The sequence below is a fragment of the Elioraea tepida genome (assembly GCF_019203965.1).
Taxonomy (GTDB): domain Bacteria; phylum Pseudomonadota; class Alphaproteobacteria; order Acetobacterales; family Acetobacteraceae; genus Elioraea_A; species Elioraea_A tepida.
The window spans coordinates 1,585,975-1,608,108 of the sequence record NZ_CP076448.1 but is presented as its reverse complement, the minus strand read 5'-3'; the positions used below and the strand labels follow the sequence as shown (position 1 = coordinate 1,608,108).

At 73.4% G+C, this 22,134-nt stretch carries 23 protein-coding genes and 1 tRNA gene; 12 read left to right on the top strand and 12 right to left on the bottom strand.

Annotated elements, in window-relative coordinates:
* Window positions 1-123: 123 nt before the first annotated feature.
* Window positions 124-744: a Maf family protein gene (locus KO353_RS07755; protein WP_218287120.1), complete on the bottom strand. Its 621-nt coding sequence runs from the start codon at window positions 742-744 to the stop codon at window positions 124-126.
* Window positions 741-1,598: a pyruvate, water dikinase regulatory protein gene (locus KO353_RS07750; RefSeq protein ID WP_218287119.1), complete on the bottom strand. Its 858-nt coding sequence runs from the start codon at window positions 1,596-1,598 to the stop codon at window positions 741-743. The genes KO353_RS07755 and KO353_RS07750 overlap by 4 nt, the downstream gene beginning before the upstream one ends.
* A gap of 370 nt (window positions 1,599-1,968) precedes the next feature.
* Here KO353_RS07750 and hemE point away from each other — a divergent pair, with 370 nt between their 5' ends.
* Genes hemE through dnaQ form a run of 4 tightly spaced genes read left to right on the top strand, consistent with a single transcriptional unit; the run spans window position 1,969 to window position 5,183 of the window.
* Complete coding sequence (gene hemE / locus KO353_RS07745; RefSeq protein WP_235692067.1) at window positions 1,969-3,000, top strand: uroporphyrinogen decarboxylase; 1,032 nt, start codon at window positions 1,969-1,971, stop codon at window positions 2,998-3,000.
* On the top strand, window positions 2,993-3,901 hold the full coding sequence (locus KO353_RS07740) for a shikimate dehydrogenase (protein ID WP_218287117.1): 909 nt from the start codon (window positions 2,993-2,995) through the stop codon (window positions 3,899-3,901). Before hemE ends, KO353_RS07740 begins: the two co-directional genes overlap by 8 nt.
* Window positions 3,892-4,482, top strand: coding sequence for a dephospho-CoA kinase (coaE, locus tag KO353_RS07735; RefSeq protein WP_218287116.1), 591 nt, complete (start codon window positions 3,892-3,894; stop codon window positions 4,480-4,482). The genes KO353_RS07740 and coaE overlap by 10 nt, the downstream gene beginning before the upstream one ends.
* A complete protein-coding gene (dnaQ, locus tag KO353_RS07730; RefSeq protein ID WP_407928217.1) occupies window positions 4,482-5,183 on the top strand; it encodes a DNA polymerase III subunit epsilon in 702 nt (233 codons plus the stop codon). Before coaE ends, dnaQ begins: the two co-directional genes overlap by 1 nt.
* A 12-nt stretch (window positions 5,184-5,195) precedes the next feature.
* Here the strand turns inward: dnaQ and secB are convergent, their stop codons facing one another.
* A complete protein-coding gene (gene secB, locus KO353_RS07725; RefSeq protein WP_218287115.1) occupies window positions 5,196-5,702 on the bottom strand; it encodes a protein-export chaperone SecB in 507 nt (168 codons plus the stop codon).
* A 258-nt stretch (window positions 5,703-5,960) separates the two neighbouring features.
* Here secB and KO353_RS07720 point away from each other — a divergent pair, with 258 nt between their 5' ends.
* The gene (locus KO353_RS07720; protein ID WP_218287114.1) at window positions 5,961-6,953 is read left to right on the top strand and encodes a Bug family tripartite tricarboxylate transporter substrate binding protein; all 993 of its coding nucleotides are present in this window, start codon (window positions 5,961-5,963) and stop codon (window positions 6,951-6,953) included.
* Window positions 6,954-6,982: 29 nt separating this feature from the next.
* The gene (locus KO353_RS07715) at window positions 6,983-7,738 is read left to right on the top strand and encodes a fumarylacetoacetate hydrolase family protein (RefSeq protein ID WP_218287113.1); all 756 of its coding nucleotides are present in this window, start codon (window positions 6,983-6,985) and stop codon (window positions 7,736-7,738) included.
* 90 nt (window positions 7,739-7,828) lie between these two features.
* Here KO353_RS07715 and KO353_RS07710 read toward each other — a convergent pair whose 3' ends face one another.
* The gene (locus tag KO353_RS07710) at window positions 7,829-8,386 is read right to left on the bottom strand and encodes a histidine phosphatase family protein (RefSeq protein ID WP_218287112.1); all 558 of its coding nucleotides are present in this window, start codon (window positions 8,384-8,386) and stop codon (window positions 7,829-7,831) included.
* A 107-nt stretch (window positions 8,387-8,493) separates the two neighbouring features.
* Between KO353_RS07710 and KO353_RS07705 the strand changes: the two genes are divergently transcribed.
* Together KO353_RS07705 and mltA are read left to right on the top strand one after the other, a co-directional pair.
* Window positions 8,494-9,171: a Tim44/TimA family putative adaptor protein gene (locus KO353_RS07705; protein ID WP_218287111.1), complete on the top strand. Its 678-nt coding sequence runs from the start codon at window positions 8,494-8,496 to the stop codon at window positions 9,169-9,171.
* 175 nt (window positions 9,172-9,346) lie between these two features.
* The gene (gene mltA / locus KO353_RS07700) at window positions 9,347-10,528 is read left to right on the top strand and encodes a murein transglycosylase A (RefSeq protein ID WP_235692066.1); all 1,182 of its coding nucleotides are present in this window, start codon (window positions 9,347-9,349) and stop codon (window positions 10,526-10,528) included.
* Between the two features lie 313 nt (window positions 10,529-10,841).
* Here mltA and KO353_RS07695 read toward each other — a convergent pair.
* From KO353_RS07695 to hemC, 6 genes are all read right to left on the bottom strand, one after another.
* Window positions 10,842-10,916 (bottom strand) — tRNA-Thr (locus KO353_RS07695).
* 19 nt (window positions 10,917-10,935) lie between these two features.
* Window positions 10,936-11,835: a division plane positioning ATPase MipZ gene (locus tag KO353_RS07690; protein ID WP_218287110.1), complete on the bottom strand. Its 900-nt coding sequence runs from the start codon at window positions 11,833-11,835 to the stop codon at window positions 10,936-10,938.
* 10 nt (window positions 11,836-11,845) lie between these two features.
* Window positions 11,846-13,180, bottom strand: a complete 1,335-nt coding sequence (locus KO353_RS07685; RefSeq protein ID WP_218287109.1) for a heme biosynthesis HemY N-terminal domain-containing protein — start codon at window positions 13,178-13,180, stop codon at window positions 11,846-11,848.
* Between the two features lie 13 nt (window positions 13,181-13,193).
* Complete coding sequence (locus tag KO353_RS07680) at window positions 13,194-14,648, bottom strand: hypothetical protein (protein WP_218287108.1); 1,455 nt, start codon at window positions 14,646-14,648, stop codon at window positions 13,194-13,196.
* A complete protein-coding gene (locus tag KO353_RS07675; protein ID WP_218287107.1) occupies window positions 14,645-15,394 on the bottom strand; it encodes a uroporphyrinogen-III synthase in 750 nt (249 codons plus the stop codon). The genes KO353_RS07680 and KO353_RS07675 overlap by 4 nt, the downstream gene beginning before the upstream one ends.
* On the bottom strand, window positions 15,391-16,410 hold the full coding sequence (gene hemC, locus KO353_RS07670; protein ID WP_218287106.1) for a hydroxymethylbilane synthase: 1,020 nt from the start codon (window positions 16,408-16,410) through the stop codon (window positions 15,391-15,393). Before hemC ends, KO353_RS07675 begins: the two co-directional genes overlap by 4 nt.
* Window positions 16,411-16,455: 45 nt before the next feature.
* Here hemC and tsaD point away from each other — a divergent pair, with 45 nt between their 5' ends.
* From tsaD to KO353_RS07650, 4 genes are all read left to right on the top strand, one after another.
* On the top strand, window positions 16,456-17,544 hold the full coding sequence (gene tsaD / locus KO353_RS07665; protein ID WP_218287105.1) for a tRNA (adenosine(37)-N6)-threonylcarbamoyltransferase complex transferase subunit TsaD: 1,089 nt from the start codon (window positions 16,456-16,458) through the stop codon (window positions 17,542-17,544).
* Window positions 17,541-18,347: a 23S rRNA (adenine(2030)-N(6))-methyltransferase RlmJ gene (locus KO353_RS07660; RefSeq protein WP_218287104.1), complete on the top strand. Its 807-nt coding sequence runs from the start codon at window positions 17,541-17,543 to the stop codon at window positions 18,345-18,347. The genes tsaD and KO353_RS07660 overlap by 4 nt, the downstream gene beginning before the upstream one ends.
* Window positions 18,344-19,336 (top strand): NAD(P)H-dependent glycerol-3-phosphate dehydrogenase, encoded by a 993-nt coding sequence (locus KO353_RS07655; RefSeq protein ID WP_218287103.1) that lies wholly within the window; start codon window positions 18,344-18,346, stop codon window positions 19,334-19,336. Before KO353_RS07660 ends, KO353_RS07655 begins: the two co-directional genes overlap by 4 nt.
* A 205-nt stretch (window positions 19,337-19,541) precedes the next feature.
* Window positions 19,542-20,645 carry a TRAP transporter substrate-binding protein gene (locus KO353_RS07650; protein WP_218287102.1) on the top strand — a complete coding sequence of 368 codons (1,104 nt, stop codon included), beginning with the start codon at window positions 19,542-19,544 and terminating at the stop codon, window positions 20,643-20,645.
* A 111-nt stretch (window positions 20,646-20,756) separates the two neighbouring features.
* Here KO353_RS07650 and ccmB read toward each other — a convergent pair whose 3' ends face one another.
* A complete protein-coding gene (ccmB, locus tag KO353_RS07645; protein WP_218287101.1) occupies window positions 20,757-21,422 on the bottom strand; it encodes a heme exporter protein CcmB in 666 nt (221 codons plus the stop codon).
* A 38-nt stretch (window positions 21,423-21,460) separates the two neighbouring features.
* Entirely contained in the window at window positions 21,461-22,093 is a 633-nt protein-coding gene (ccmA, locus tag KO353_RS07640) for a heme ABC exporter ATP-binding protein CcmA (protein WP_218287100.1), read from the bottom strand.
* Between the last annotated feature and the right edge of the window lie 41 nt (window positions 22,094-22,134).

The following is a 22,134-nucleotide window of genomic DNA, read 5'->3' as shown; positions in this document are numbered from 1 at the left end:
GCAAGACGGCCGCCACCATGGCCGCTCGGCATGTTATAGGTCTAAAGTCCTAGGAAAAATAACCTAAAGCCCGTGCAACCTGTCAAGCGACGTTCGCGCGAAGGTTGCAGCACCTCGCCAGTCTCAATCAGTCAGAACACGGTGCTGGCGCAGGAAGCCGAGCAACGGCAGAAGCGGCAGGCCGAGGATCGCCGCGTGCTCGCCCTCGATCGCGTCGAACAGTCGTATGCCGAGCCCCTCCGCTTGGTAGGCGCCGACCGAGCGGAGAACCGCCTCGCCGGCGGCGTCGAGATAGGCTGAGATGGTCGCCGCCGTGAGCGGGCGCATGGTGAGGCGCGGTGTCGCGACATGCCGCCACAGCACCACCCCGCCGCGCATCACGAGCACGGCGGTGACGAGCTCGTGCCGCCGGCCGGAGAGGGCGGCGAGCTGGGCCGCCGCCGCCGCCCGGTCCCGAGGCTTGTCGAACCACCTCCCCCCGCAGACGAGGATCTGGTCGGCGCCGATCACCACCGCCTGCGGCACGCGCTCGCTGATCCGACGCGCTTTGAGCTCAGCGAGCAGGAGAGCGGCATCGGACGCGCTGAGCCCGTCGGCGCGCGCCGACTCCTTCACGCTCTCCTCGTCCACCCCTGGAGCAGCGGTGGTGAACGCAAGACCTGCCGAGCGCAGGAGTGCCGCGCGCGTCGCCGAGGTCGAGGCGAGCACGAGCGGGACGCCCGGGTCCTGAAGCACCCCGCTCATGTCGACGCGCCCGGCTTGTCCGCCTCGCGCCTGCGGGCGTGCCACGCCTCCATCAGCTGGATCACCGTCGTCGCCGTCTCCTCGATCGACCGGCGCGTGACATCCACCATCGGCCAGCCGCGCGCGGCGCAGAGCCTGCGTGCCGCAAGGAGCTCGGCCTTCACCGCCTCGGCGTCGATGTAGGCGTTCTCGGCGCTGCGCACGCCCTCGGCCCCGATCATGCGCAGCCGGTGGCGGCGTATCTCGATCAACGCCGCGGCATCGATCGTCAGCCCGATCACCGGCGCGGGCGGGTTGTCGAGCACCTTCGGCGGCTCCACCCCCGGCACGAGCGGGATGTTGGCCGCCTTGATCCCCCGGTTGGCGAGGTAGAAGCAGGTCGGCGTCTTCGAAGAGCGGGAGACGCCGACGAGGATCACATCGGCCTCGGCGATCCCGGCCTCGCCCTGGCCGTCGTCATGCGCAAGCACGTAATGCATCGCATCGATGCGACGGAAATAGTCGGCGTCCATCACGTATTGCCGGCCCGGCTTACCGGCGACCTTCGCGCCGACATACTCGGTGAGCATGTCGAGCGTCGGGTCGAGCACCGACACATAGGGAAGGCCGAGTCGGGAACAGAACGCTTCGAGCTCGGCGCGGAGCGACCGGTCGGTCAGCGTGAACAGAACCGGCCCGGGTTCCTGCTCGATCCCGGCCAGGACGCGGTCGAGCTGGAAACGGGAGCGGATCAGCGGCCAGCGGTGCTGCACCGCCGTCACCCCCTCGAACTGCGACAGGCAGCCGCGCGCGAGCGAGTTCAGCGTCTCGCCGGTCGCATCAGAGACGAGATGGAGGTCGATCCGATCGCGCATCGCCCGCCACCCAATAGCACGCGCCGCCTCGCCGCAAGCTTCTGTGGATCGATGTGGATCGCCGGGACAACCCGCCCTCGGCGCAGGCTGGCGGCCGGTACCGTGACCCGCCATGCTGCCAGAGGCAAGCGACAGCAACCGATCGGATCTCCCGCGGCGGCTCACCTCGCGCATGTGGGAAAGCGGATCTATCGCTTTGACAACCGCCGGTTGCGGCGCGCTCCTCGTGTGGAAAAACGCTGCCCGTCTGACCTGGAGAACGGTGATCCTCGATCTCCACAGGACCAACCGACTCCGTCACCTTTCCTTTTGTTTTCTCTCGGGGGAGAGTGACCGGGAGCCGATCGCGGGAGAGACGATGGACGGAGCTATGCGCCTCAAGCCCCTGCTCGCCGCCCTTGCCGGCGAGCCGGTACGGCCCCCGCCGCTTTGGCTGATGCGGCAGGCAGGGCGCTACCTTCCCGAATATCGCGCGCTTCGGGCACGCGCGCCGGATTTCCTCGGCTTCTGCCTCTCGCCCGAGCTCGCGGCCGAGGCCACGCTCCAGCCGGTGCGGCGCTTCCGCCCCGATGCCGCGATCCTGTTCGCCGACATTCTCGTTCTCCCCCACGCTCTCGGCCATCCGGTCCGGTTCGAGGCGGGAGAGGGGCCGGTGCTCGAGCGTCTTGCGACGCGCGCGCAGCTCGACCGGCTCGACGCGGCGCGCGCTCTCGAGGTCGCGGCACCGGTGAGCGAGACGGTGCGCCAAGTGCGCGCGGCTCTCCCTCCCGAGGTGGCCCTGATCGGCTTCGCCGGCGCCCCGTTCACGGTCGCCGCCTACATGGCCGAGGGCGGCGGCTCGCGCGACTTCGCCCACGCCAAGCGTCTGATGTATGGCGACCCTGCCCTGTTCGAGGCGTTGATGGACCGGCTCGTGGAGGCGACGATCGCCTATCTTTCGGCCCAGGCGGAGGCCGGCGCCGAGGCGCTAATGCTGTTCGACAGCTGGGCGGGTGTCCTTTCGCCCGCGATGTTCGACCGTCACGTGATCGTCCCGACCGCACGGATCGCGGCCGCGCTGAAGGCCCGCTTTCCTCAGGTGCGGCTGATCGGCTTTCCCCGCCAGGCGGGGGGAAGCCTCGTCGCCTATGCCGAAGGGGCGGGAGTCGATGCGGTCGGCCTCGACACCGCCGTTCCGCCGGCTTGGGCGGCGCGCGCCCTGCCGCGCACGGTCACGCTTCAGGGCAATCTCGACCCGCTCGCCCTGGTCGCGGGCGGCGAGGCGCTGCGCGAGGAGACGGAGGCCCTGCTCGAGGCGATCGGGGATCGCGCTTGGATCTTCAATCTCGGCCACGGCGTGGTGCCCGAGACGCCGCCCGAGCATGTCGCCGAGCTGATCGCTCTCGTGCGTGGCCATGGCTGAGCACGGGGCGGGGGCAGGCCCGCGCGTCCTGTCCGGCACGTCGAGGCTCGCCGGCATCATCGGCTGGCCGGTGTCGCACAGCCGAAGCCCGCGCCTGCACGGGTTCTGGCTCGACCGCTACGGGATCGACGGTGCCTATGTGCCGCTTCCCGTCCGGCCCGAGAACCTCGTCATCGCGGTGCGGTCGCTGCGCGATCTCGGCTTCCGCGGCGGCAACGTGACGATTCCGCACAAGGAGGCAGTGGTCGCGGCCTGCGACCGGCTCGAGGAGAGCGCGCGGTGTGCCGGGGCTGTGAACACGCTCGTGTTCGAGGCGGACGGCGCGATCGTCGGCCTCAACAGCGACGGGGCGGGGTTCATCGCCGGGCTCGCGCAGACCGTTCCGGATTTCGCCCCCGCCGAGGGGCCGGCCGTGCTCTTCGGCGCGGGCGGGGGCGCGCGTGCGGTCGCCGCCGCCCTGCTCAAGGCGGGCTGTCCGGAGGTAGTCGTCGTCAACCGAACGCCTGGTCGGGCCGAGGCGCTCGCGGCCGCTCTCGGGCCCCGGGTGACGACCGGCTCGTGGGGCGACCCCGGCCCGCTTGGGCGTGCGGCGCTCGTCGTCAACACCACGAGCCTCGGGATGCTCGGCCAGCCGCCACTCGCTCTGCCGCTCGAGGCGCTTCCGCCGCAAGCCGTGGTGGCCGATCTCGTCTACGTCCCCCGGACCACGGCTCTGATCGCCGCGGCGCGTGCGCGCGGCCACCGCACCATGGGCGGGCTGCCGATGCTCCTGCATCAGGCAAGTGTGGGCTTCGCGCTGTGGTTCGGCGTCACCCCGGTGGTGGACGAGGCGCTCGCCGATTTCGTCGCCGGCGACATTCCGGACGAGGCGCCTTCGGAGCACCGCGCGCCATGCGGGTGATCGGGCTGACGGGGGGCATCGGCATGGGCAAGACGACGATCGCGAAGATCTTCGCGCGGGCGCGGATCCCCGTCCACGATGCCGACCGGGCGGTGCACGCTCTCTACGGCCGCGGCGGGGCCGCGGTTGCGGCCGTCGCGGCGCTCGTTCCGGAGGCGGTGCGCGACGGGGCGGTGGACCGTTCCGTGCTCCGCCAAGCTGTGCTCGCCGACCCGTCCCTGCTTGCGCGTCTCGAGGCCTTGGTGCACCCGCTCGTGCGGCGGGACCAGGCGCGGTTCCTCGCCCTCTGCCGACGGCGCCGTGCCCGCGCCGCCGTGCTCGACATCCCGCTCCTGTTCGAGACCGGGGCGGACCGCCGGCTCGACAGGGTTGTGGTGGTCTCGGCCCCGCGCCCGGTGCAGCGTGCCCGGGTGCTCGCACGTCCTGGAATGACGGCAGAACGCCTCGCGGCGATCCTCGCGCGGCAGATGCCCGACGCCGAGCGCCGGCGTCGCGCTGATTGCGTGATCCCGACGGGGCTGTCGCGCCACTTCGCCCAAGCGCGGCTTCGGCGCGCCCTTCCTTCCCTGCTCGGCGGCTGATGCGCGAGGTCGTGCTCGACACCGAGACGACCGGGCTCGAGCCGGAGGCCGGGCATCGGATCATCGAGGTCTGCTGCCTCGAACTGAGGAACCATGTGCCGACGGGGCGGCATTTCCATGCCTTCGTCGACCCGGGGCGCGACATCGAGCCAGATGCCGAGCGCGTGCACGGCATCAGCCGCGCGAGCCTGATCGGCAAGCCGGCCTTCGCCGAGATTGTCGATCAGCTGCTCGACTTCCTCGGCGAGGACCCGATCGTCGCCCACAACGCTCCGTTCGACTTCGCCTTCCTCGATGCCGAGTTCGCACGGCTTGCGCTGCCGCCGCTCGACCGTGCGCGGATGGTCGATACGGCCGCTCTCGCCCGCCGAAAATATCCGGGCCTGCCGGCGAGCCTCGATGCGCTCTGCCGCCGCTTTGACATCGACCTCAGCCAGCGCACGACCCACAACGCGCTGCTCGACTGCAAGCTGCTGGCCGAGGTGTATCTCGAGCTCATCGGCGGCCGGCAGCCGGCCTTGGGTCTTGTGACACCGGCCGCGTCGCGGGCGGCGTCGCGGACGGAGGTGGTGGCCCGAACGCAGCGGCGCGTGACCGTGACGGCGGAGGAGGCGGAGGCGCACGCCGCCTTCCTCGCCCGCTTCGTCAAGGACCCGATCTGGACTCGCCTCGACGCTGCGGCGCCTGCCGGCGAGGCGTAACGCCCGCCCGGCTCAGGCGTTCGCCGCAGGCGGCGGGGCGGCGGCCTGGCCGCGCCGGCTCTGCCACAGGGCGAGGAAGTCGATCGGCTGCAACAGAACGGCGGGGAAGCCGCTCTCGCGCGTGACGTCGGCGATGATCGACCGCGCGAAGGGGAAGATCAGCCGCGGCGCCTCGACGAGCAGGACGGGCTCGAGCATCTCCTGCGGGATCGCCGTCAGCGTGAACACCGCCGCGTAGTCGAGCTCGATGATGAAGGCGACCTTCTCCTCCGCCTTCGCCTCGGCGCGGATCGAGAGCACCACCTCGTAGGCGTTCTCGGCGGCAAGCCGGCGCGCGTTGACGTCGAGGTTCACCTGCATCTGTGGCGGCTGGCGTATCTGGAGGTAGATGTCCGGGGCGCCGGGGATCTCGAAGGAGAGATCCTTCACGTACTGGATGTTGATCGCGATCCCGGGAACCTGGCCGCCGCCCTGCCCGCTGCCGGGCGTGCCCGAACCGTTGCCGCGAGTGTCTGTCATCGCGAAGTCCTCATGCCGTGGCGCCGTGTTCGACGCCCGCTAGCACGCGGCGCCGCCGCCGTCACGGGCGAAGCGATGACGCCTGGCGGGAAGCCGGCCGCGACCCCGCCCCTCCGTTCCCGTCTGCCTCGGGCCGAGACGGCCTCGGCCGAGTGCACGCGAGGGTTGCGCCGCACATGGGTTGACCGCGAAAGTCGTGCTGCCCAGAAGCGGGCGGCTGGAGGCTCCTGGGCCTCGGGCCCGGAGCCGAGATTCGAGGTGACGAGGTTGCGCGCGCGCATGCCATCCCGCCGGCAGGTTCTCGGCGCTGTGGTTTCTCTCGGGGCGCCGCTCCGGGCCGCCGCACAGCCGTCCTGGCCCGCGCGGCCGGTGACGGTGATCGTGCCGCTCCAGCCCGGCTCCGCCTCCGATGCCGCGGTGCGGATCGTCCTCGAGGTGATGGAGGTCGAGCTCGGGCAGTCCTTCGCGGTCAAGAACGTGCTCGGCGAGGCGGGCCGCGTCGGCGCGAGCCTCGCCGCCCGGGCCGCACCGGATGGCCACACCCTCGCCGCTCTCAACAACGCGATCATGACCGTCCTGCCATCGGGTGCGAGCCCGACGCCATTCGACCCGCAGCGCGACTTCGTCCCCGTAGGCGGCATCGCCACGATCCCGACCTTCCTCGGCGTGCATGCCTCCGTTCCCGCGCGCACGGTGCCCGAGTTCATCGCCTGGGCAAGAACGAGGGGCGGGGTGGCTACCTACGCCTCGGGGGGCCTGGGCAGCCCGCAACACCTCGCGACCGAGCTCTTCATGGTGCTCGCCGATGTCACGCTCCGACACGTCAGCTATCGCGGCGCCACGGAGGCGGCGGCGGAGCTCGCCCGCGGGGCGGTGGATTCGATGTTCATCTCGCAGACTCTCCTGCTGCCCCATCTCGGCTCAGGGACGATCCGCCTGATCGGCTTCGGCGGCGCCCGCCGCTCGCCCGCCTTTCCGGACGTCCCGACGCTGGCCGAGCAGGGTGTGGCGGGCTACGACTACGCCTCCTGGATCGCGCTGTTCGCCCCTGCCGCCACGCCCGAGCCGATCCTCGCCGCGCTTCGGGCGGCGCTCAGGCGCGCTCTTGCCCGGCCAGGTGTGGCGGAGCGGCTGGCGCGGTCGGGCAACGAGATCTGGCCGGTCGAGGCAGCCGCCCTCGCCGCGACCATCCGGTCGGATGCGGCGCGCTGGCGGGCAGTGATGCGGCGCACCGCCATCACGCTCTACTGACCCATCACCGAGCGGAACAAGGACCGACCATGCCGAGCTACGTGATCCCCCCTCCTCCCCAGCCCGCCCTTCTCGTCGCTCCCGACCCGTCCGCCGCCGGCAGCGAGCGGAGCGAGCGCGAGGCGGCCCTTTTCCCGGTGCGCCGGATCTGGTGCGTGGGCAGGAACTATGCCGAGCATGCGCGCGAGATGGGGCATGACCCGAATCGCGAGCCGCCGTTCTTCTTCGCCAAGCCTGCCGATGCGATCGTCCCCTCGGGGGCCACGCTCCCCTATCCGCCGGCGACGAAGGACCTGCACCACGAGGTCGAGCTCGTCGTCGCGCTCGGCCGTGGCGGGGCCGACATCCCGGAGGCAGAGGCGCTCGCCTGCGTGTGGGGCTACACGGTCGGGCTCGACATGACGCGTCGCGACCTCCAGGCCGAGGCGAAGAAGCTGCAGCGGCCGTGGGAGATGGGCAAGGCGTTCGACCACTCCGCCCCGATGGGCGCGCTCGTCCCCGCCGAGCGGATCGGTCACCCGGCGAAGGGCACGATCGGGCTCAAGGTGAACGGCGTGGTGCGTCAGATGGGCGACCTCGCCCAGCAGATCTGGAGCGTTCCCGAGACGATCGCCTACCTCTCGCGGCTCGTCACACTCGCGCCGGGCGACCTGATCATGACCGGCACGCCCGCAGGCGTCGCTGCGGTCGGCCCCGGCGATGTGCTCGAGGGCTGGATCGAGGGCATCGGCGAGGTGAAGCTGGCCTACGCTCCGGCCGGCGCGGCGGCACGCGCGGCGGAGTAGCTCCGGGGCCGGCCGCGGCGCCCCGGGCGGGGGTGGGCGCCGCGGTGGCGCGAGCGCGCGGGGTCGCCCCCTCCGGCGGGCGGGCGTCGTTCACGCCCTGAGCCAGGGAACCTCCGCCGGCCCGGGCAGCCTCGGGTCGACGCGACGCCACTCGCCGTTCTGGAGCCGCTCTCCCGTCATGCAGAGGATGAACCCCCAATGCGTGACGACGAGCGTGTCGTTCCAGTCGGGCAGCGCGGCCATCTCAGCGCGGAAAGCGGCCGCGCGCGCCTCCGTCTCCGCCTCGCTCTCCTCGAGCGTGGGCCACCACTGCTCGTCGAGATGCGAGAAGTCGAGCTCGGGCCAGGTGCGGGCGAGCACGGAGGCGGGCGTGCCGATGTCGCAGTGGAAGGCGCAGCGCTCGCGCACGATCGGGTTGACGATGATCGGAAGCTCAAGCCGCGCGGCGATGATCGCCGCCGTCTCGAGAGCGCGGGTAAACGGCGAGGCGATGATCCGCGCGAGCCGCTCGCCTGCGAGCGCCTCCGCCGCCGCCGCCGCCTGAGCGCGGCCGAGCTCGGTGAGTTTCGGGTCGGGGATGCCGGGGTCGATCCGGGTGGCGGAGAACGCCGCGTTGAACTCGGATTGTCCGTGTCTGAGCAGGATCATGCGCCGCCGAGGTAGCGCCGCGAGTGGGCCCGGGCAAGAGGGGCGCGTGCGAGAGCGCGGCCAGTCTCTCCTTGTGCCCTCCCCGACCGTCCCTTATGTGTCGGATCATGAGCGGCGGCTTCCCGGTTGACCTGATCCTGTTCGCGATGGTCGCGGCTTTCCTGGTGCTGCGGCTTCGCAGCATCCTCGGCCGCCGCACCGGCTTCGAGCGACCGCCCGCGCCGCTCGAGCCGCAGGCCCCCGGCGAGGCGGCGCGCACCATCGACACCACGGCCGAGGAGGCGGCCGAGCCGCGCGCCCTCGGCGGCCCGGCGCGCCGGCTGCCCGCCCCGGCAAGCCCGCCCGGCCAGGCGCTCGCCCGGATCCGAAGCGTCGATCCGTCCTTCGACCCGAACGCCTTCCTCGACGGGGCGGAGAGCGCCTTCCGGATGATCGTCACCGCCTTCGCCGCGGGCGACCGCGAGACGCTGCGCGGCCTGCTCAGCCCCGATGTGTTCGCCGATTTCACCGCCGCGATCGCCGCGCGCGAGCAGGCGGGCGAGACGCAGCGCACCGAGGTCGTGGCGATGCGCGAGAGCGCGATCGTCGAGGCCGACCTCCGCGGCACCTACGCCACGATCGGCGTCCGCTTCGTCACCGACCAGATCAACATCACCACAGGTCCTGGCGGCGTTCTCGTCGCCGGCTCCGAGGCGGTGACGGAGACGATCGACATCTGGACCTTCGCGCGCGATCTCAACGCCGCCGACCCGACCTGGCTTCTGGTCGCCACGCGCTCGGAGTGACGGCGCGGCGGGGGCCGGGCGGCGTCTCGGCTCAAGCGGCGGCCCGAAACTGGTTGTCGCGGCGGGGGTGGTCGTGCGGTCCTGTCCATGCCATAGAGGCGGTGTGGGAGAGCCAGTTCTGGGACGATCCGCCGCGCCGTTCCGAGGCGCGGGCCGTGCGCTTCGCGGGGCAGTCGTGTCGGCAGCGCTCCTGCTCGCCGGCTGCATCGCCGTTCCCGTTCCCACCCCGCCCGCGCCCCCGGACAAGCTCGGCCTCGTCCCCTGGACCTTCGAGAGGCTTCCAGGCTGGGCGGAGGAGCGTCACGCCGAGCTCCTTCCCGCCTTCGCCGAGAGCTGCCGGCGCTTCGCCGCTCTTCCGCCTGACCGTCCGCTCGGCGGCGCCGAGCCGGCCCAGGCCCTCGCCGGGCGCGTGGCTGATTGGCTGCCGCTGTGCGCCGAGGCCGCGACCCTGCCCCCGGGCGATGATGCGGCGGTACGCGCCTTCCTCGAGCGCCGGTTCCGGCCCTGGCTTGCGCAGAACGTCGGCGGGGCGCAGCCCGACCCCTTTGGCCTGTTCACCGGCTACTACGAGCCCGAGGTGTCGGGCAGCCGGAGCCGACGCCCGGGCTCGGTGCCGCTGCACACGCGCCCGCCCGACCTCGTGCTGGTCGATCTCGGCGAGTTCGCCGAGGACCTGCGCGGCCGTCGCACGGCCGGGCGTGTGGAGCAGGGCCGGCTCGTCCCCTATGCCACTCGGGCGGAGATCGTCCGCGGCGCGCTTGATGGGCGCCGGCTCGAGCTCCTCTGGGTCGACGACCCGGTGGATGCGTTCTTCCTTCAGGTCCAGGGCTCGGGCCGGGTGAACCTCGCCGAAGGCGGGGTCGCCCGCGTCGGCTTCGCCGCCCAGAACGGCCATCCTTACGTTCCGATCGGGCGCGTTCTGGTCGAGCGCGGGGTGATGCGGGCGGAGGAGGTGAGCATGCAGGCGATCCGCGCCTGGCTCGCCGCCAACCCGGGCGAGGCGGCGGCGGTGATGGACGCGAACCCGTCCTACGTCTTCTTTCGCGAGATCCGCGGCCTTGCCCCGAACGAGGGGCCGCCGGGCGCCTTTGGCGTGCCGCTCACCCCCGAGCGCTCGATCGCGGTGGACCGGTCGTTCATCCCGCTCGGCATTCCCGTGTTCATTGACGTGCCGCACCCGCTGACGGGGCAGCCCTGGCGTCGGGCGCTGATGGCGCAGGATGTCGGGGGAGCGGTTCGGGGGCCGGTGCGCGGCGACGTGTTCTGGGGCTGGGGCGAGGCGGCCGGAGAGGCGGCGGGGCGGATGCGCGGCCGCGGCGCCTGGTGGCTTCTGCTGCCTGCAACCGTCGGGCGCTAGAGCGGTTTCCAGATGAGTGGAAACCGCTCTGGCCTTATCTTGCGAGCATCTTCACGCCTACGGCTGTTTCCAGCCGTATGCGATCTGCTCTCGTCTTGCGCGGCCTCCAACCCGGAGTGCAGTACACGCCATCCGAACGGCTGTTATCGCGCCAGGAGCGCAGTCCAACCGCCGACGACGTGCCGTGATGAGCGGGCTCGCGGCACTCGACCGTGCCGGGCCACGGCGGCCAAACCCGGCCGACGGCATGTCCTGTTGCCCAGCCCGCCGCCGGGCGTCGGGCCGCGCCATTCTAGGCCCGCGCCGCAGCGGCTGGTGCCGACACTCGGATTTGAACCGAGGACCTACTGATTACGAATCAGTTGCTCTACCGCTGAGCTATGTCGGCCCGCCTGATGCGCGGCCTTCTACGCCGCGTCGTCGGCCGGTGCAAGGCTTCCCGGGCCGGACGACGCCCCCGCGGCGCCAAGGCGCCACACATCCCCGGGCGGCCCCTTGCGGATCGCGGCCACGAGGCTGCGCACCTCCTGCCGCGCCGCCACATGGCTCATCGAGAAGGCGATGCCGATGCCCGCCTCCTTCACATCCATCAGCGTCAGCCCCTGCAGGTAGAGCTCGCGAAAGATCACCCGTTCGCCGAAGCCACGAACCGTTCGGAAGCCGATCCGGCGCGCGAGGATCTCGAGCGTGGCGCCGACATCCTTCTTGTTCCGCGCCTCGGCCGCGCCGAGCCGGTTGCGCATCACGATCCAGTCGAGCCGGCCGCGATCGCGCCGGAACCGGGCCTTGCGCGCCTCCCACACCATCTCGCTGTAGACCGAGGGGCTCACCACCGCGTGGTTCTCCGGGTCCACCCGCGCGAGCATCGAGAAATCGACGAAACTGTCGTTGATCGGCGTGATCAGCGTATCCGCCCGCGCATGGGCAAGGCGCGAGAGATGGGTGTCGGCGCCGGGACAGTCGATCACCACGAAGTCGTTGCCGGGGGAGAGCGCGGCAAGCGCCTCGCCGAGCGCCCGCTCCTCCTCGGCTTCGGCGTCGGCGCGACGGTCGGCCGAGGAGGCGGGCACGGAGCGCAGCTCCGGCAGAGGCAGCGGAATGCCCTTTCGGGCGGCGAAGGCGGCACGCGCCTCGAGGTGGCGTGACAGCGTCGCCTGGCGCACGTCGAGATCGATCGCGCCGACGCGGTATCCCTCCCGCGCGAGCGCCACGATCACGTGCATCGCCGCCGTCGATTTGCCCGACCCACCCTTCTCGTTTCCGAAGACGATCACGTGCGCGCGTTGTTCGACCCCAAGCCTTGCCATCGCGCCCCTCTCAAAGCCCTGGCACCGGTGCGGGGAGGAGAAGCGGCTTCCGCTCGCCCGGCTGCGCCGGTGCGGTTCCCCAGGCGAGCGTCGCCACCGCGCCGCAGGAGGGGCAGACCGCCGCCCACTGTTCGTGCCGCGCCCCGCAGGACGAGCACCACCAGGCCGGTTCGGGCCTCGCGGCGGAGGCCTCGCGCAGATGCTGCGCCGCTTCCGCCCGCCCGGCTTCGGTGCCCCCTGACTCGCCCGTGGCGATCTCGGCGAGCAGCAGGAAGGTGCGCCTGTCATCCACCCCGGCGGCCTGGGCCAGAGCCACATGCCGGCGCGCCTTGGCCCACAACCCGGCCTCCTTCGCGGCGATCGCCGCCATCAGTTCCGCTTCGCCCTGGCCGCGCGCATGCGCAGCGAGCGCCTCGGCGCGCCGGGCACGCGCGGCCGCGTCCTCGCCCGGGCGCGGGGCGAGGGCGAGTTCCGCAAGCATCGGATGGGCGCCCGAGAGGATGCCGCGCTCGAGAGCGGCCTGGGCGCGACGACGCTCGCCCAGGGCCTCGAGCAGCTTCACCCGGAGCGCGTGCGCGGGCGCAAGCCCGGGCGCGAGCTCCACCGCCTCCTCGGCCATCCTGAGCGCTGCCTTCAGGTCCTGCTCCTCGGCAGCGGCGCCGAGCAGAAGCACGGCCCGGCGCCTCGCCTCCTCCGTTCCCTTGCGCGCCTTGGGCAGGAGAGCAAGCGCCCCGGCCCAGTCGCCGCGGCGGGCGGCATCGTCGAACACGAGCGCCTTGGCCCAGGCGGCCTCCGGCCTGAGCGCCAGGGCGGCACGGCCGGCGGCGGCGGCCTCGTCACGGTCACCCCGCTCGAGGGCGAGAGCGGCGAGGCCGCGATGGCCGAGGAAGGCCCCGGGCGGCCCGATCTCCGAAAGCCGCGCGAAGGCGCGTTTCGCCGCCGCCTCGTCGCCGCGCACCCGTGCGGCATGGCCCTCGAGGAGGAGCAGAAGCGGCGTCTCGCCGAGCGCATGGCGCGCGCGTCTGAGGTCACGCGCCGCCGCCGCGCCGTCGCCGGCCGCGAGCGCCGCGAGCGCCGAGACGATCGCCCCGTCTCCTGCTGCGCGTCGGGCTTCCGCCCGCGCCGCGCCGCGGCGGGAGAGCCGCCAGCGCATGCGCACGAGGAGGCGCGCCGCCCACATCGCCACGAGCAGGAGGAGGGCGAGAGCGAGCGCGCCGAGCCACACCGGAAGCTCGACGAGATAGGGTCCGAAAGCGATCGAGATCGCGCCCGGGAACGCCCGGAACAGGAACGCGACCAGGACGGCGAGGGCGAGGACGAGCAGGATCCGGAGGGAGAGGCGCATCCGAAAGGTGCCCTCAGCGGCTTCGGGCGAGCTCGGCGATCGCCGCGCGCGCGGCGATCAGCGCCTCGGCACGTGCGCGCCACGGCGCGATGGCCTCCCTTGCCCCTCCCGTGAGCGCGTCGGCGGCAGCCACCGCTCCGGCGACGTCGCCCGCCTCGAGCGACCGTTCGATCCGGGCGAGGGTCTGCGCCACGGGGTGGCCGATCAGAACCTCGTCTCCCTTGCGCACGGTGATCAGGCTCGAGAGCCGTGCGGCGGCCCGGCTCCAGGCGTCCTCGGCTTCGGCATCCGCCGCCTCGCGCGCCGCGCGCGCCGCCTCGGGAAAGGCGAGGCGGAGCTCGGCGAGGGTGGGTGGCGGGCGCTCGGCGAAGGCGGCGAGAGCGGGCGGGACCGCGGTTCCGGCCGGCAGCTGGGCGAGCGCCCCGCCGAGCGGCCTGCCCTGCTCAAGCAGGGCGGTGACACCGCCGAGAGCGGCAAGCCTCGCCTCGAGCGCGGCGAGGGCGGCGCTCTGGTCGGGCGCCACGGGGCGCGCCTCGAGGGCCTGGACCCGTCCCTGCAAAGCGGCGAGGGCAGCGCGCGCCTCCTGATCGACCGATGGCGGCGGAGGCGGCGGGGCCGGCCGCGCCTCGAGGGCGGAGAGGCGTGCCTGGAGCGAGGCGATGGCGGCGCGCGCTTCGGCATCGGCCGGGGAGCCTTCGGGGGCGGGCGGCAGGGGGCGGTTCTCGAGCGCCGCAAGCCGCTGCGAGAGGGCGGTGATCGCCGCTCGCGCCTCCTGATCGACAGGCGGCGGCGGAGGGGGCGGGGTGGGCGCAGGACGCGCCTCGAGGGCGGCGAGCCGGGACTCGAGAGCGCCGATGCGCGGGTCGGGCGCGGGCGGGGGAGGGGCCGGGGCGGGGCGCTGCTCGAGCGCCGCGATCCGGCGCTCGAGAGCGGCAAGAGCCGGGTCAGGCCCGGTGGGGAGGGCGGGATGGTCGATCAGGAGCCAGAGCACAACGAGGGCGAGACCGGCGACCGCGATCCAGAGCGGCAGCGTGCTGCCCAGCGCGGAGGCCGGCTTGGCGGCGTCCGCCTGGGCGGGCGGGGGCGCGGCCGAAGCGTCGGCTCTTGCAGCGGGCTTCGCGGCCGACGCTGCAGCGGGCTCGGACGGCTTGGCCGGCGGCGTGGCGGGCCTCGCGTCTGCCGGCTTCGCCCCTTGCCTCGTCTCCGACGCCGCTGCGGGCTGGGAGCCGCCAGGACCCGCTTCCGGCTTCGGAGCCTCCGGCTTGGGCCCGGGCTTCGGGGCGTCCGGCTTGGCCTCGGGCTTCGGCGCGCTCTCTGCCGAAGCGCCGGGTGTCGCCAACGCCGTGTCCCCGCCTTCCGTCGCCTTTGGCGTCGCGGCTGGCGCGCTGCCCGGCTCCGCCGGGCCGCCGGTCGACGGAACCGCCGGCCGTGCGGGCTTGCCGTCGCCGCCGCGCTTGTCCTCCGTCATGCCTGCCCCCCTCTCCATCTCCGTCCCCTGCCCAGGAGCGCGAGCAGGCTGTCCTGGTCCGGGTGCGATGCGGTCAGAACCGCGCCGAACCCCAACGGCGCGAGCCGCGCCGCGACGGCGGGGCTGATCGCAAGCGCCGTGACCCCCCCGAGAGTATGCGCGAGCCGCTCCGCCCGCGCGACCCTCGCGAACGCAGTGGCCGCCGAGCCCGAGAAGAACGCCACCGCCCGCACCTCGCCGCGCGCGAGCGCCGCCCGCGCCGGAGCGGCGAGCCGCCGCAGCGGGCGGGTGGTGTAGGCCACACGCCGCAACACGCGGAAGCCCCGCGCGCGCAGATCGGCCGCAAGCGGCCCGCCGGCGCCGCGCGCGGTCACGAGCAGGAGCGGGGGCCCGGATGGGTCGCAGCGCGCGGCGGCAAGCGCGGCGAGGTCGCGCGCATCTCCCTTGGCGCTTGCGACCGAGCGGAACCCGGCAGCGCGCGCCGCCGCCGCCGTCGCATCGCCCACCGCGAGCACCGGCACCGCCCGGAACCGGGCGGGAAGGCGTCGCACGGCGTTGAGGCTCGCGACCAGGACAGCCTGCACGGAGCCCGGCCGCGGCAGCCGGGCCGGAAGGCTCTCGACGCGCAGGAGCGGCGCCGCGATCGCTCGATGGCCGAGCGCGGCGAGGCGTTCGACGGTGGCCGAGGCGTCCGGCTCTGGCCGGGTGACGATCACGATGTCCGGGCGTCCGGCGCTGGGGCTCACGGCAGGAAGATGTCGGCGGGGCTATCGCGCCGGAGGCTCTCGCCGAGGGTGCGGCCGAGCGCCTCGGCCTCTGACGGCGCGCCCGAGATCGCGCGCTTAAGAAGGAACGACCCGTCCGCCCGGGCAACGAGGCCGGTGAGATGCAGCGCCCCGTCGGCGCCGATCTCGGCATGGCCGCCGATCGGGGTACGGCAGGAGCCGTCGAGGGCGGCGAGCATCGCCCGCTCGGCGCGGCTGACGGCGGCCGCCTCCGCGTCCTCGATCCCGGAGAGCAGGTCGCGCAGCTCGACATCCGCGGCGCGAACGGTGACGCCGACGATCCCCTGCCCGGCGGCAGGGACCATCACGGTGGGGTCGAGCACCGCCGCCGCCTCGTGCTCGAGCCCGAGGCGGCGGAGCCCCGCATAGGCGAGGAAGGTCGCATCCACCTCGCCTGCCCGAACCTTGGCGATCCGCGTGCCGACATTGCCGCGCAGAAGGGCGGGGCGGAGATCGGGGCGGCGGTGGAGGAGTTGCGCGGCGCGGCGGACCGAAGCGGTGCCGACCGTCGCGCCGGGGGGGATCGCCGCGAAGGGGTCTTGGGGGTCAGGCGCGCCGCAGCGTGGCCCAAGCACCAGCGCATCCCGGGCGTCCTCGCGCGTCATGCAGCAGGCGAGCACGATCCCCTCGGGCAGCGTCGTCTCGAGGTCCTTGAGCGAGTGCACCGCGAAGTCGATCCGCCCGTCCGCGAGCGCCTCGTGGATCTCTTTCGCGAACAGCCCCTTGCCGCCGATCTCGGCGAGCGCCCGGTCCTGCACCCGGTCGCCCGAGGTGGTGATGGCGTGCTCCTCGAACGCCTCGGCCGCATGCAGCACCGGGCAGAAGCCCACCAGCCTGGCCATGAAGGCGCGGGTCTGGATGAGCGCGAGCGGCGAAGCGCGGGTGCCGACGCGCAAGGGCAGCGGCGAGCGGTCGCGCCTCGGTGTTGGGTGCGGCGCCGTCCGGCCGATCGCCGGCGGCAGGGGGTGGCGTGACATGGCGCGGCTGCCTACAACGCCGCCCACATGGAGAGAAGGGCAGCCATGGCAACCCCCGCGCGCGTCGCCGAGCCGGTTCGTCCGGCGTTGCCCGGTCCCGTCCTCGGCATCGAGACCTCCTGCGACGAAACCGCCGCCGCCCTGCTCGCCCCCGACGGCACGGTGCTCGCCGAGGCGCTGTGGAGCCAACACGAAGAGCACCTCCCCTATGCCGGGGTGGTGCCGGAGATCGCCGCCCGGGCGCATCTTGCGCGGCTTCCGGGGATGGTGCGCGCGGTGCTCGAGGGGCAGCCCGCCCCGGCCGTGGTGGCGGCGACCGTGGGCCCCGGGCTGATCGGCGGGCTCGTGGTCGGGGCGGGCTACGCCAAGGGGTTCGCTCTTGCCCGCGGCCTTCCCTTCGTGGGTATCAACCATCTCGAGGCGCATGCGCTCTCGGCGCGGCTGCCGTCGCTCGGCTCTCCCCCCGCCTTCCCCTATCTCACCCTGCTCGTCTCGGGGGGGCATTGCCTGCTCGCCGAGACGCGTGGCCCAGGCGAGCATGTCCTGATCGGCACCACGCGCGACGATGCGGTGGGAGAGGCGTTCGACAAGGTGGCGAAGCTGCTCGGCCTCGGCTGGCCGGGCGGGCCGGCGATCGAGGTGCTTGCCGCGCGCGGCGACCCGGGGCGTTTTCCGCTGCCGCGGCCGATGCTCGGGCGGGCCGACTGCGACTTCTCCTTCTCCGGCCTGAAAACGGCGGTCGCGACCCTTGTCGACGACTATCCGCCCGGGCCGCTGCCCGAGCGCGAGGCGGCAGACCTCGCGGCGAGCTTCCAGGCGGCCGTGGCCGAAACCCTCGCCGACCGTGCGGCGCGCGCCATGGCGGGCTTCCTCTCGCGCCACGGCCGCGCCTCGACGCTCGTCGTCTCAGGCGGTGTCGCGGCGAACGGCGCAGTCCGCGCTGCGCTCGCCGAGGCGGCGTCGCGGGCGGGCTTCGCGCTTGCCGCCCCGCCGGCGCGTCTCTGCACCGACAATGCCGTGATGGTCGCCTGGGCGGCGATCGAGCGTCTCGCCGCCGGGTTCGGCGCCGACGGGATGGCGATCGCGCCGCGGCCGCGCTGGCCGCTCGGGTGCCCGGCACGGGAGGCGGCGTGAACTACCGACACGCCTATCACGCCGGCAACCATGGCGACTGCCTCAAGCATGCCCTGCTTGTGGCGCTCCTCGAGGCGCTTCGACGCAAGGACACGCCCTTCGGCGTGGCCGACCTCCACGCCGGGCGCGGCGTCTACGATCTCTCGGGGCCGGAGGCGTCGCGCACCGGCGAGTGGCGCGGCGGGATCCTGAAGCTGCTTGAGGACACGCCTGCGCCGCTTCGCGGCTACGTGTCGCTCGTGCAACGGCTCGGTCTCTATCCCGGCTCGCCCGCCCTGATCCGCGCGCTTCTGCGCGAAGGGGACCGGCTCGTCCTGAACGAGCGACACCCGGAGGAGTTCGCCGCCCTCTCGGCCTGGGCCGGGCGCGACCCGCGGATCACGCTTCGCCAGGGCGATGCCTACGCGCTCCGGGGCGTGCTCCCGCCCGGCGGGCTAAAACGCGGCCTTGTGCTGTTTGACCCGCCCTATGAGGCCGAGGACGAGATCGACCGGCTCGCGCGCGCTCTCGTCGCGGCGCACCGGGCGGCGCCGACCCTGATCCTCGCCGCCTGGTATCCGATCAAGCATCTCGCCCCCGTCCGGGCGCTGCGCGATTCGGTCCGCGACGCCCGCCTGCCGCGCCGCGTCGATGTCGCGCTGCATCTCCGCCCGCCGCTTGACCCGGCGCGCCTGAACGGCTCGGGCCTTCTCGTCATCAATGTGCCGTGGCGGTTCGAGGAGGAGGCGCGGGCGATCGTCGCGGCGCTCAAGGAACGTCTCGCCGAGGCGGACGGTTCGGTCCATCTCGAGGCGGCGGCGTGAGCGCGCGGCTTGCGGTGCTCGGCGCCGGCGCCTGGGGCACGGCGCTTGCCGCCCGTCTCGCCGCAGCAGGGCGGAGCGTGTCGCTCTGGGCGCGCGACCCGAGGCGGGCCGCGGAGATCGCCGTGACGCGCGAGAACGCCCGGCTTCTGCCCGATGTGACGCTTCCCGACGAGGTGGTCGTGACGGCGGATGCGGCGCGTGCGCTCGAGGGGGCCGAGGCCGTTCTGGTCGCCGTTCCGGCGCAGGCGCTTGCGGCGGTGATCGCCGCGATCGCGCCGCACTGGCCGGGCGAGGCGCCTTCGGTGCTCTGCGCCAAGGGGATCGACGCCGCGACGCTGCGGCTGCCGCACGAGACGGTCGCCGCGCTCCTGCCTCGGGTGCCGCTCGCCGCCCTGTCTGGGCCGAACTTCGCGCACGAGGTCGCGCGGGCGCTTCCCGCCGCCGCCGTGCTCGCTGCGCCCGACGCGGCGGTGCGCGCGCATCTCGCCGCGCTCGTCGCCCTGCCGCGCTTTCGCCTCTACCCCTCGCCCGACCTCGTCGGCGTCGCGCTTGGCGGGGCGGCGAAGAACGTGATCGCGATCGCGGCCGGGGTGGTCGAGGGGCTCGGGCTCGGCGAGAACGCCCGCGCCGCGCTGATCACGCGCGGGGTCGCCGAACTCGCCCGGCTCGTCGTCGCCGAAGGCGGGCGGGCGGAGACGGCCTCCGGCCTCTCGGGCCTCGGCGACCTTGTTCTCACCTGCACCGGGGGCGCAAGCCGAAACCACACGCTCGGCATCGCGCTGGGCCGGGGCGAGGCGCTCGCCGAGGTGCTCGCCGCCCGCACGGGCGTGACCGAGGGGGTTGCCACCGCCCCGGCTCTTGTCGCCCGCGCCCGACGCCGCGGCGTGGAACTGCCGATCGCCGAGGCGGTGGACGCGCTTCTTTCCGGCCGCGCCACAGCCCCCTCGCTCGCCGAGGCGCTGCTTGCGCGCGCGCAAACGGCGGAGTGACGTGCCGCGGCTGACGGCCTAATCTCGGCAGGCGACAGAGGGGAGGCGGGCGATGGACGGGGTGACGGCGGGAGATGATCCCGTTGCCCACGAGCCGGCCAGGCCGGGGGACGACGCGATGTGCCCCCGGATCCGGAGGGTGTTACCAGCGAGCCCGCGGAGGAAACGCCGGTCGGCGAAACGACCGAGGTGAAGGAGAGACGACATGACGAAGAGGGCAACCATCTCACGGCGCGGCGCTGTTGCTGCCGCTGCAGCGGCAGGCGCCGCGGCCTTTCCCGCCCCGGCGATCAGCCAGGGCCGGATGGAGTGGCGCATGGTCACCGCCTGGCCGATGAACCTTCCCGGCCCCGGTGTGTCGGCGAACAAGATCGCCGAGCGGATCGGCCTGCTCTCGGGCGGGCGGCTCACCGTGCGCGTGTTCGGTGCGGGCCAGATCGTTCCGCCGCTTGGCGTGTTCGACGCGGTGAGCCAGGGAACGGCCGAGCTCTACCACGCCGTGCCGGCCTACTGGCTCGGCAAGCTGCGCGGCATCGGCTTCTTCGGCTCCTTCCCGTTCGGGATGACGGCGCAGGAGCTGGTCGGCTGGATGACCTGGGGCGGCGGCGGCGCTCTCTATGACGAGGCCTATGCGCGCTTCGGGCTCAAGCCGTTCCTGTGCGGCGATTCTGGGCCGCAGTTCTTGGGCTGGTTCCGGCGCGAGATCCGCTCGATCGAGGATTTCCGCGGCCTCCGCTACCGCACCGCGGGCCTGGGCGGCGAGATGTTCCGTCGCGCCGGCGCCTCGGTCGTGACGCTGCCGGCGGGGCAAATCTTCCAGGCGCTGCAGTCGGGCACGATCGACGCGGCCGAATTCATCGGGCCGTGGAACGACATGACCTTGGGCTTCCACCAGGTGGCGAAGTTCTTCTACTACCCCGGCGTGCAGGAGCCCTCGTCGTCGGAGGAGATCGGAGTCAACAAGGCGAAGTACGACGCGCTGCCCGATGACCTGAAGGCGGCGATCCGCTTCGCTGCCCAGGCCACCTACATGGAGGCGCTGACGGAGTACGACCACCGCCATCCGATCGCGCTGAAGGAGGCGGTCGAGAAGCACAGCGTGCAGGTGCGCGAGGCACCGCGCGACCTTCTCGTCGCGCTCGGCAATGCCGCGGGCGAGGTTCTGAAGGAGCTGCGCGAGGACCAGGACGAGCTTACGCGGCGGATCGCCGAGAGCTACGTCGCCTTCCGGAACCTCCAGGCAGGCTACGCGCCGCTCTCCTACACGGGGGTGCAGCAGGCGCGCACGCTGCCGATCCGCTGGGGCTGAGCGGCGGGTCGCGACCGCGAAGCCGGTGCGGGCCGCCTTGCGAGGCGCATGAAGTGCCGAGCGGAACGGCCCGAGGAGACGTGAGCGAACGGGCGGCAGGCGGGCGGCGCGTCACTCCGTCGCCGCCCGGAGCGCTGCCCCCGCCGCAAGCGGGCAGAGCGGCACGGCGGCGGCGGCGAGAGCGCCGAGCATCGCCAGATGCGGCCGTGCCGCGAGCCCATGGAGGGCGGCATCCACCGCCGCGACGCCGAAGATCAGGGGCGGGATCGCGAGCGGCAGGACGAGCAGCGGCAGAAGCACGCCGGCGCGACGCGCCCCCAGCGTCAGCGCCGCCCCAGCCGTGCCGAGGAGCGAGAGCACGAGCGAGCCGAGCGCAAGCGCGGCGAGGAGCACGCCCGTCGCTGCAAGCGGCAGGTTCAACATCAGCGCCGCGAGGGGAGAGGCGAGGAGCAGCGGCACGAAGGTGGTGAGCCAGTGCGTCGCCGCCTTCTCCGCCGCCACAAGCGACGCCTCGAGCCCCGCAAGCAGAGCCTGGTCGAGCGTTCCGTCCTCGTAATCGGCGCCGATCAGGCGCTCGAGCGGCAACAGCGCCGCGAGCAGGGCGGCGACCCACACCACGCCGGCCGCGATCCGCGCGAGCAGATCGGGCGCAGGGCCGACGCCGAAGGGAAACAGCCCCACCGCGACCAGGAAGAAGCCCACGGCCGCGAGCGTATCGCCGGCGTTTCGTCGCGCGAGCGCGAGGTCGCGCCGGAGCATCGCCCAGAACACGCTCATTGCGACAAACTCATCGCGCCCCGTTCACGCTCCCCGGCTCACGCCGCTTCCGCCCCCTCGCGCTGCGGCACGTTGAAGCGGAGCTGCGCGGCGTTCGGCAGAGGCAGCGGCAGGTGCGAGGAGGCGACGATGATCCCGCCCGACGCACGATGCGCTGCCATCACCGCCCCGAGCGCCGCCACCCCGGCATGGTCGAGCGCGACCGTCGGCTCGTCGAGAAGCCACAGCCTCCGGCGCGCAAGCGGCAGGCGGGCGAGCGCCACCCGCCGCCTCTGCCCCGCCGAGAGGATTCGGATCGGCGCAGAGGCGAGGTGGGAGAGGCCCATCGCCACCATCGCGGCCTCGGCATGCGCCGGGTCCACCCCCGCAAGCCGCGCCTCGTGCGCGAGCGTCTCGGCAACCGTGAAGCCGGGCTTGAGCGCGTCCTGGTGGCCGACGAGGGAGAGGCGGCGCGCATGGCGGGAGCGATCGGCGAGCGCATCCTCTCCCTCCCACAGGAGCCGACCGGAGGAGGCCCGCCCGAGCCCGGCGAGCAGCCGCAGGAGCGTGGTCTTGCCCGCCCCGTTCGGCCCGGTGAGGGTGAGCGCCATGCCGGGCGCGAGGGTGAAGCTCACGGCCCGGAAGATCGTCCTGCCGCCGCGCTCGGCGGCGAGGTCCACTGCCTGCAACACGGGGCTGATCCATCGCGGTTGGACGCGGCCCACCCTATGGT

Bases quoted from the DNA above. Each gene is read 5' to 3' on its own strand.
- hemE (WP_235692067.1), top strand. From the start codon at position 1,969: ATGCGCCTCAAGCCCCTGCTCGCCGCCCTTGCCGGCGAGCCGGTACGG.
- KO353_RS07690 (WP_218287110.1), bottom strand. From the start codon at position 11,835: ATGGCAAGGCTTGGGGTCGAACAACGCGCGCACGTGATCGTCTTCGGA.
- KO353_RS07680 (WP_218287108.1), bottom strand. From the start codon at position 14,648: ATGACGGAGGACAAGCGCGGCGGCGACGGCAAGCCCGCACGGCCGGCG.
- coaE (WP_218287116.1), top strand. From the start codon at position 3,892: ATGCGGGTGATCGGGCTGACGGGGGGCATCGGCATGGGCAAGACGACG.
- KO353_RS07685 (WP_218287109.1), bottom strand. From the start codon at position 13,180: ATGCGCCTCTCCCTCCGGATCCTGCTCGTCCTCGCCCTCGCCGTCCTG.
- KO353_RS07740 (WP_218287117.1), top strand. From the start codon at position 2,993: ATGGCTGAGCACGGGGCGGGGGCAGGCCCGCGCGTCCTGTCCGGCACG.
- KO353_RS07710 (WP_218287112.1), bottom strand. From the start codon at position 8,386: ATGATCCTGCTCAGACACGGACAATCCGAGTTCAACGCGGCGTTCTCC.
- ccmB (WP_218287101.1), bottom strand. From the start codon at position 21,422: ATGAGCGTGTTCTGGGCGATGCTCCGGCGCGACCTCGCGCTCGCGCGA.
- KO353_RS07650 (WP_218287102.1), top strand. From the start codon at position 19,542: ATGACGAAGAGGGCAACCATCTCACGGCGCGGCGCTGTTGCTGCCGCT.
- KO353_RS07715 (WP_218287113.1), top strand. From the start codon at position 6,983: ATGCCGAGCTACGTGATCCCCCCTCCTCCCCAGCCCGCCCTTCTCGTC.
- KO353_RS07750 (WP_218287119.1), bottom strand. From the start codon at position 1,598: ATGCGCGATCGGATCGACCTCCATCTCGTCTCTGATGCGACCGGCGAG.
- KO353_RS07705 (WP_218287111.1), top strand. From the start codon at position 8,494: ATGAGCGGCGGCTTCCCGGTTGACCTGATCCTGTTCGCGATGGTCGCG.
- hemC (WP_218287106.1), bottom strand. From the start codon at position 16,410: ATGTCACGCCACCCCCTGCCGCCGGCGATCGGCCGGACGGCGCCGCAC.
- dnaQ (WP_407928217.1), top strand. From the start codon at position 4,482: ATGCGCGAGGTCGTGCTCGACACCGAGACGACCGGGCTCGAGCCGGAG.
- secB (WP_218287115.1), bottom strand. From the start codon at position 5,702: ATGACAGACACTCGCGGCAACGGTTCGGGCACGCCCGGCAGCGGGCAG.
- KO353_RS07755 (WP_218287120.1), bottom strand. From the start codon at position 744: ATGAGCGGGGTGCTTCAGGACCCGGGCGTCCCGCTCGTGCTCGCCTCG.
- tsaD (WP_218287105.1), top strand. From the start codon at position 16,456: ATGGCAACCCCCGCGCGCGTCGCCGAGCCGGTTCGTCCGGCGTTGCCC.